Origin of the sequence: Faecalibacterium sp. Marseille-Q4137 (assembly GCF_017377535.1) — a bacterium.
Classification (GTDB): domain Bacteria; phylum Bacillota; class Clostridia; order Oscillospirales; family Ruminococcaceae; genus Faecalibacterium; species Faecalibacterium duncaniae.
Map to the genome: position 1 here is coordinate 1 of NZ_JAFREK010000072.1, position 6,905 is coordinate 6,905.

A 6,905-nucleotide genomic window follows, 5' to 3' on the forward strand; every position below is an offset into this window, starting at 1 on the left:
TGCGCAGCCGCATGATGCGCTTGGTGCGGAGGCTAGGAGACATGGGTGAGACGTGGTGCTGTTTTTTTTTTCAAAACAAGAGGCCGGAAAGCGGGATGGAGAGAGGTCTCGTGGCCTCGGAGTTGTGTAAAAGAGACAGATCATAGGGGGGATATCCCCGAAAGAAAGAAAAGGCCGCCATATTAAAATGCCCCCGCCGATAATGCCGTCCAAAATGAAGTTAATGGCAACGATACCCACCGTTCCAGCTATGTCATATCCATGCGGTACAAGCCATACGAACATACGGCGAATGCCAAAGGGGATACCGCAGCACAGCCATACATAAAAGTAATTGGTCTACCCGTCCTCTGTAAAGATGTTCTTGAACATGAAGAATAAAAACAATGCAATAACGGCGGGCAAAACGTTTCTCTTGAAAAAGTCTTTCCAAATTTCTCCGCGTGTCATGGTATCACTCCTTTTCCATTGGAAATTGTGGGATAGCTTCTAACAGTTTCATTATGAGTGTTTGCCGTAAATCTTCGTCGATTTCCTCTTTGATAGTCCCGTCCGGCTGACACTTTTTTACCATTGCAAGGCGGTTGATTTCGTCGCCGTAACAATCAAGCACCTTTTCCAACGCCCATTTTTCGCCCACAACGGCAGCGCATATCGTTTCATAGTCCGGCATTTCCTGTTCCATTTTCTGACACTTCCTTTGCTGAAAATGTATCACTTTAGTATGTGGCTACTGTCTTTGATAGGAACTATTATATCACACAAGTATGAACAAAACTACTCCCCGCGTTCTTTCCCTTTTTCCCGTTCCGGCTCTCTTGGCTGCCGTAAAATGCTGTCTATGTTCTGTTTGATAACGTCGTACTCTTTGACCTGTTTTTTCAGTTTGCCATAGTCCGCGTAAAGGGCTTCTTTCTGTTCCCGGAGCTTTTCATAGTCTACTTGTAGCGCGGCGACATTCGGGAGCTTGGAAACGCCCGCCGTTTTTAGTGCCTTTGCCGCTGCTTCATGGAGTATCAGACTGCTTTCCTGCTTTGCCCGGTATGCGTCCTTATCCTTTGCCCTGCGGTATGCTTCATAGACAGGTTTTGTCTTTTGGTAGGTGGTAACGTGCTTCATCAGCACCGCCATGTTTGCAAGACGTTTCTCCACGCTCTTTAATGCGTCTGCTGTCTTTTCATTTTCCGCATTTACTTCCTCAATCCGGCTGACTAAATCTGCGTACTGCTCAATCTTATGTTCTGTCAAGAAATTCATAGTCTTTGCAGCCAGTTTCAGATTATGGATTTTCGCCCACTGTTCATAGCCCCGGCTCTGCGCTGCCTTGATACTGTTTTCAATGTCAATAAGCAGCGATACGCCGCGCTGCTCTTTGGGAGCTTTCGCCGCCTTTGTGCGCTTGCCCTCTATCCGTTCTTTGATTGCTTCCTCTGTATAATCTGCACCGAGGGTTTTTAAGCGGGTAAACCGTTCCTGTCCCGGAGCGCGGCAGGAGATATATTTTCCCGGCTTTATCTCATAGCCCGCTGCCTGTAACCGCTGCAACAATTCTTCAAAACTTGCCACTTGGGGGATAAGCGTATCAACGGTAATTTTCAGCTTGCCTTTCCAACTTGCACCGACCTTTTCCGCTTGATATTCTGCATAGCTTTTTCCCTTGCTGCCCTTACCCGGAACGACAACGGACAGCCCGTTTTCCCGGCACAGCTTATCGCTCATGTTCCGTATGCCATAGTAGCTGCGTTTATTGGAATTGTATTTGTGGTAGTCAACAAAATTGACCGCACAAAAAATGATATGGTTATGGATATGCCCTTTGTCTATGTGGGTAGTTAAGACGTATTCATGCTGTCCCTTTGTTACCGCGTCGGCAAGCTGTTTCCCGATTTCGTGGGCTTTCTCATAATCCACTTCCCCCGGCTCAAAGGACTGTATCAAATGGTGGGCGAGATTGTTCCCTTTCTCTATGGCTTGTGCAAGCGTAAATCCAAACTCAATATCTGCCGTTTCATAGCTGCACCCAAAGGAGGACACAAGCGTTTTCCCGTCTGTTTTATCCGGGTTTTGGATATAGTCAAGGGCTTTGCTCAACGTGCTTTTAATAGGCTTAATCTTTGTAACCGCCATATCTCCGCAAGCACCCCCTTTATTTCCTCTATGTCCTCTTGGTAGACGCTGCCTGTCGCGTTGACACGCTTTGCAATCTGATTGATATTGACCCCGATTTTCTGTATCTCCGCTGTCATGGCTTTTATGTCGCTATGGTCTGTCTGAATGATATACCCGTCAATGGCAATCTTGCGAAGATACGCCGCCATGTTCCGGGTGGGGACGAGCTTCATTTTCTGCTCAATCAATGCCCGTTCTTCCTCTGTTACATAGAATTTGATTTGTACTTTTCTTTTGCGTCCATTCATGCAATCACTCCTTTCCGTTCCGAGGGTTTGGGACACTTCCCAACAAGCAATTTTCAACCGACGCACCGCAGGACGGGAGGGAGAAAATACGGAAAAGGGTACTCTTTTCCTATGCTTGCTACGAAAGTTTTTTCCTCACTGGTTACTACAACGCAATGCTCTATATGCCAAAAAAGAGCAAAAGAAAAACGCTGCAATCTGTAAAGATTACAACGCTTCCTAAATCATATTCAATTTGCCGGACACATTTATTTGTCCTCTTTTTCGACTTCTGAAATTTCTTTTGCAGTTGCCGTTACAATCCGTATGCCATTATCGCTCATATCATCAAGGAGAGCGTCGAGCTGCCGCCGCTTTGTATCTTTTTGGGTGGGCGTATCTAAAAGAAACTGGTCTACGGATATATTGTAACGAAGCATAAGCTCAAAAAAGATTTGCAGACTGGGGTGCTGTCCTTTGTTTTCGATATTTGCAAGATAGCGAGGAGAAATATACATTTCATCACTTACCTGTTTGCGGCTTTCTTTGCGCCCCGTCCGCGCAGCTTTTATAGCTTCTCCAAATGCCTTGAAGTCATATTTTTCTACCGGTCTTTTTGCCATATTTATTCACCCAGTTACATTTTACTGTTCCCCTTTCTCTTTGGATATGTCTATACAGTTCCACTAAATAGCCATAATAATTCATATTTATATACTTGCTATTGTTCGTGTGTCCGACTATAATTATTATGATAAGATTTTCAGAAAGGACGGGTGTTGTTATGGAATATATGTCTTGCCCCGAAGCAGCAAAGAAGTGGGGAATTTCTGAAAGGCGGGTACAGATACTTTGCAGGGAGAAACGCATACAGGGTGTTTCAAAACTTGGGTATATGTGGTTGATACCAAAAGACGCGGAAAAACCGATTGACGGTAGAACCAAACAAGGAAAGGAGCTATACCATGAATAAAGTTTTGATTATAGATGATGATAAGGAACTTTGTGCGCTGATTAAACGCAGCGTGCTATCAGAAGATATAGAAGCTGATTTTTGTAATACGGGAAAAGAGGGATTACAAAAATTAAAAGAGAGAGAATATCAACTTGTGATACTGGACGTTATGATGCCTGGTATGGACGGATTTGAAACATTGGAAGAAATTAGAAAAGAAAGCAGCCTGCCGATTTTGATGTTTACATCAAAAAATGACAGTGCTTCTAAAGTACGCGGTTTAAGGGCAGGAGCTGATGATTATTTGACAAAACCTTTTGACATGGACGAACTGATAGCCCGTATCGTTTCCCTTATACGCCGTTATACCCGTTTCAATCAACAGGACGGAATATCACAGCAACTTGAATTTGACGGGTTGAAAATTGATATTGAAAATCGTTCTGTTACTACGGAAAATGGAACTTTTGAATTGCCTCCAAAAGAATTTGACTTACTCTTATACTGCGCGAAAAATCAAGGGAAAATTCTGACAAAGCAACAGATTTATGAAGAAGTGTGGAGAGAGGAATATTTCTATGATGACAGCAACATTATGGCGATTATCAGCCGACTTCGCAAGAAATTAGAGGTAAATCCCGGAAGTCCAAAATATATTCAAACGATTAAAGGTATCGGTTATCGTTTTAACAAGGAGGTTTGATTTTCTATGGAAGCAGTCATTTTTCTATCCATAATAATTGCACTTTTCTCTATTCTTGTTTCCTGCTTTGCTATTCGACGTGTTAAAAAACAGATAGCCGAGATAACAGACGCATTGATTGATGTAAAAAACGGAAATGGAAACAGACGTATTTTATCTGCAACAAATGAACTGGTAGCCCCTCTTGCCTATGAAATAAATGAGATTGTTGTGTCTTATGAGAGCAGGCTTTCTACTGTCCGGCAGACAGAAGAAACAAACCGACAGCTTATGACAAGTCTTTCCCATGATGTTCGGACACCGCTTACAACGCTTATTGGGTATCTTGACGCTGCACATAAAGGAATTGTTACAGGAAAAGACAGGGACGACTATATCGAAACAGCCCGCCGCAAAGCTCACGATTTGAAAGAATATATTGATGTTCTTTTTGACTGGTTCAAATTAAATTCTAATGAGTTTGCTATGGATATAAATATTGTTGAAGCTGCGGAGCTGACACGAAATATCTTGATTGACTGGATACCCATATTTGAAGATAAGCAGATAGATTACAATATTGATATTCCCGAACAGCCTTTCCGGGTAAAACTTGATACGGACGGCTATATGCGGATATTGAACAATCTTATTCAGAATGTAATTTCTCACAGTCATGCGGATAAAATAGAAATAATCCTATCAAAGCAGGAAAAAAATATGCAAATCCGATTAGCAGATAATGGAATAGGGATTGAAAAAGAAGATTTGAAGCATATTTTTGAACGGCTCTATAAATGCGATAAGGGACGGTCTGAAAAAGGCAGCGGTCTTGGGCTTTCTATCGCACACCAACTTGTAGAAAAAATGAACGGCACAATAACAGCAAATAGCACACAGGGAACAGGAACGGAATTTACTTTGCTTTTTCCCTTAGCAAATTAAGGTTCTCCCGTTCTTTTGACGGGAGCCTTAATTATTTTTGGGACAATATTTCAAATTGCAAGGTTAATGCAAGGTTGCGGCAAGGTTAATGCAAGGTTGGTATGATAGAATAGTTTACAGAACAGGAGGTTTGAATATGGACAAAAATTATATCATTGAAACAAAAAATCTTACCAAACAGTACGGCTCACAAAAGAGTGTCGCTGACTTAAATATTCATGTGCAGAAAGGGAGAATTTACGGACTGCTTGGAAGAAACGGAGCCGGAAAAACGACCACTATGAAAATGCTACTTGGATTGACAAAGCCAACTTCCGGCGAAGTTAAAATATGGGGAAAGTCTTTGCAGGGGAATGAAAAGAAATTGTTGCCCCGTATCGGTAGTCTGATTGAGTCACCCGGTTTTTACCCTAATTTGACTGCTACGGAAAACTTACAAATTTTTGCTACCTTACGGGGCATACCCAACCGTCATTCAATTAAAAACACATTGGATTTGGTAGGATTGCCTTATAAAGACAAAAAACTGTTTTCCCAGTATTCTCTTGGTATGAAACAACGGCTTGCGATTGCACTTGCAGTTATGCACGACCCTGAACTTCTGATTTTAGATGAACCTATCAATGGGCTTGACCCGATTGGAATTGCAGAAGTACGTTCTTTTATTCGCGAGCTTTGCGATACAAAGGGAAAAACAATTTTAATTTCCAGTCATATCCTTTCGGAGATTTCTTTGCTAGCAGATGATATTGGAATTATCGACCATGGCGCACTATTGGAAGAAGAAAGTCTTGCGGAACTGGAACAAAAAAGCAGCAAACATATCCGATTTACTCTTTCTGATACCGCACAGGCAGCAAGAATTTTAGAGCGTACTTTCCATGAGAGTCATTTCTCTATACAGGACGACCACAATTTACGCTTGCATAATCTTGATTTGTCCGTAGGAAAAATCGTGACTGCTTTTGTAGAAAATGGATTGGAGGTATCAGAAGCCCATACTTGTGAAGAAAGTCTTGAAGATTACTTCAAGCGTGTGACAGGAGGCGAAGGAATTGCTTAAACTGATTAAGTGCGAATTTTGGAAATTAAAGCGAAAAAGACTGTTGTATGCACTGATGTCATTGTCGTTATTTTTTCCGTTGATTTTGGCATATATGGCAAAGGCGGGAACTGGTGCAGATACAACAGAACACTATCTTCAAACCCGATTTGATTATGTCTATACAATGATGTTGGGATATGGTTTAGTTTTTTTGCTTCCATGTCTAATTGGTATCATTGCCGCTATTTTGTTTTTTATAGAAAGAGATTGTGATACTTCCAAAAACCTTAGAACAATTCCAGTTACAAATACACAACTCATTATGGCAAAAATTTCTATGCTCTTTATTTTCAGCGTTGCATTTTGTCTGATAAGCACATTGTCTGTTGCGTTGTTTTGTAAATTGTTTCATGTAGGAATGGTTTACGGTATGACTTATAAGATATTTATGAGCCTTATTTTTGGAGTTCTTATCGTAGCAGCTTCTTTACCGATTGTATTTTTAATTATTTACTTTAACAAAAGTTTTTTACTTTCTATCCTGCTTGCTTTTTTTTATTCCATTTTTAACTGGGGCATACTGGGAACGATTGGGACATCTATAAGTGCTGCCAAAATTGCTTTCTTAAATTCTTTTCCGGTTATATGTGTTATGAACTGGACAAGCGGCTTAATGATGGATAATTTGCAAAAAGATAATCTTTTGCCGGAAGCCTATGCGATTGTACCAACTACTTTCCATACAATTTTTATTATGGCAATTACAGTTGTACTTTCTTTGTGGCTGATAATTCGCTTTTATAAAAAATGGACGAGGTAAAAGATATGAGAAATATAATAAAAACTGAATTTTTAAAATTAAAACGATATTCTGTAATAAAA

General features: G+C 41.0%; 9 protein-coding genes and 1 pseudogene. 5 read left to right on the forward strand and 5 right to left on the reverse strand.

Annotated features, from left to right (window positions below; translation table 11 throughout):
• The 5 genes and pseudogenes from J3353_RS16425 to J3353_RS15335 form a co-directional block, all read right to left on the reverse strand.
• Positions 1-450, reverse strand: a pseudogene (locus J3353_RS16425) (DUF6050 family protein); the annotation flags it as partial.
• 4 nt (positions 451-454) lie between these two features.
• A complete protein-coding gene (locus J3353_RS15320) occupies positions 455-685 on the reverse strand; it encodes a helix-turn-helix domain-containing protein (RefSeq protein ID WP_011861102.1) in 231 nt (76 codons plus the stop codon).
• A 92-nt stretch (positions 686-777) separates the two neighbouring features.
• Entirely contained in the window at positions 778-2,127 is a 1,350-nt protein-coding gene (locus tag J3353_RS15325) for a relaxase/mobilization nuclease domain-containing protein (RefSeq protein WP_069432108.1), read from the reverse strand.
• Positions 2,088-2,417 (reverse strand): plasmid mobilization relaxosome protein MobC, encoded by a 330-nt coding sequence (gene mobC / locus J3353_RS15330; protein WP_009905253.1) that lies wholly within the window; start codon positions 2,415-2,417, stop codon positions 2,088-2,090. The genes J3353_RS15325 and mobC overlap by 40 nt, the downstream gene beginning before the upstream one ends.
• Positions 2,418-2,665: 248 nt before the next feature.
• The gene (locus tag J3353_RS15335; protein ID WP_016728880.1) at positions 2,666-3,019 is read right to left on the reverse strand and encodes a helix-turn-helix domain-containing protein; all 354 of its coding nucleotides are present in this window, start codon (positions 3,017-3,019) and stop codon (positions 2,666-2,668) included.
• 161 nt (positions 3,020-3,180) lie between these two features.
• On the opposite strand from J3353_RS15335, the gene J3353_RS16430 reads away from it, so the two are divergent.
• From J3353_RS16430 to J3353_RS15355, 5 genes are all read left to right on the forward strand, one after another.
• Complete coding sequence (locus J3353_RS16430; protein ID WP_009905249.1) at positions 3,181-3,369, forward strand: helix-turn-helix domain-containing protein; 189 nt, start codon at positions 3,181-3,183, stop codon at positions 3,367-3,369.
• Entirely contained in the window at positions 3,362-4,054 is a 693-nt protein-coding gene (locus J3353_RS15340; RefSeq protein WP_021360404.1) for a response regulator transcription factor, read from the forward strand. Before J3353_RS16430 ends, J3353_RS15340 begins: the two co-directional genes overlap by 8 nt.
• A 6-nt stretch (positions 4,055-4,060) precedes the next feature.
• The gene (locus J3353_RS15345; protein ID WP_069432109.1) at positions 4,061-4,978 is read left to right on the forward strand and encodes a sensor histidine kinase KdpD; all 918 of its coding nucleotides are present in this window, start codon (positions 4,061-4,063) and stop codon (positions 4,976-4,978) included.
• Positions 4,979-5,114: 136 nt separating this feature from the next.
• A complete protein-coding gene (locus J3353_RS15350; RefSeq protein WP_016728878.1) occupies positions 5,115-6,041 on the forward strand; it encodes an ABC transporter ATP-binding protein in 927 nt (308 codons plus the stop codon).
• Positions 6,034-6,843, forward strand: a complete 810-nt coding sequence (locus J3353_RS15355) for an ABC transporter permease (RefSeq protein ID WP_069432110.1) — start codon at positions 6,034-6,036, stop codon at positions 6,841-6,843. Before J3353_RS15350 ends, J3353_RS15355 begins: the two co-directional genes overlap by 8 nt.
• Positions 6,844-6,905 lie beyond the last annotated feature (62 nt).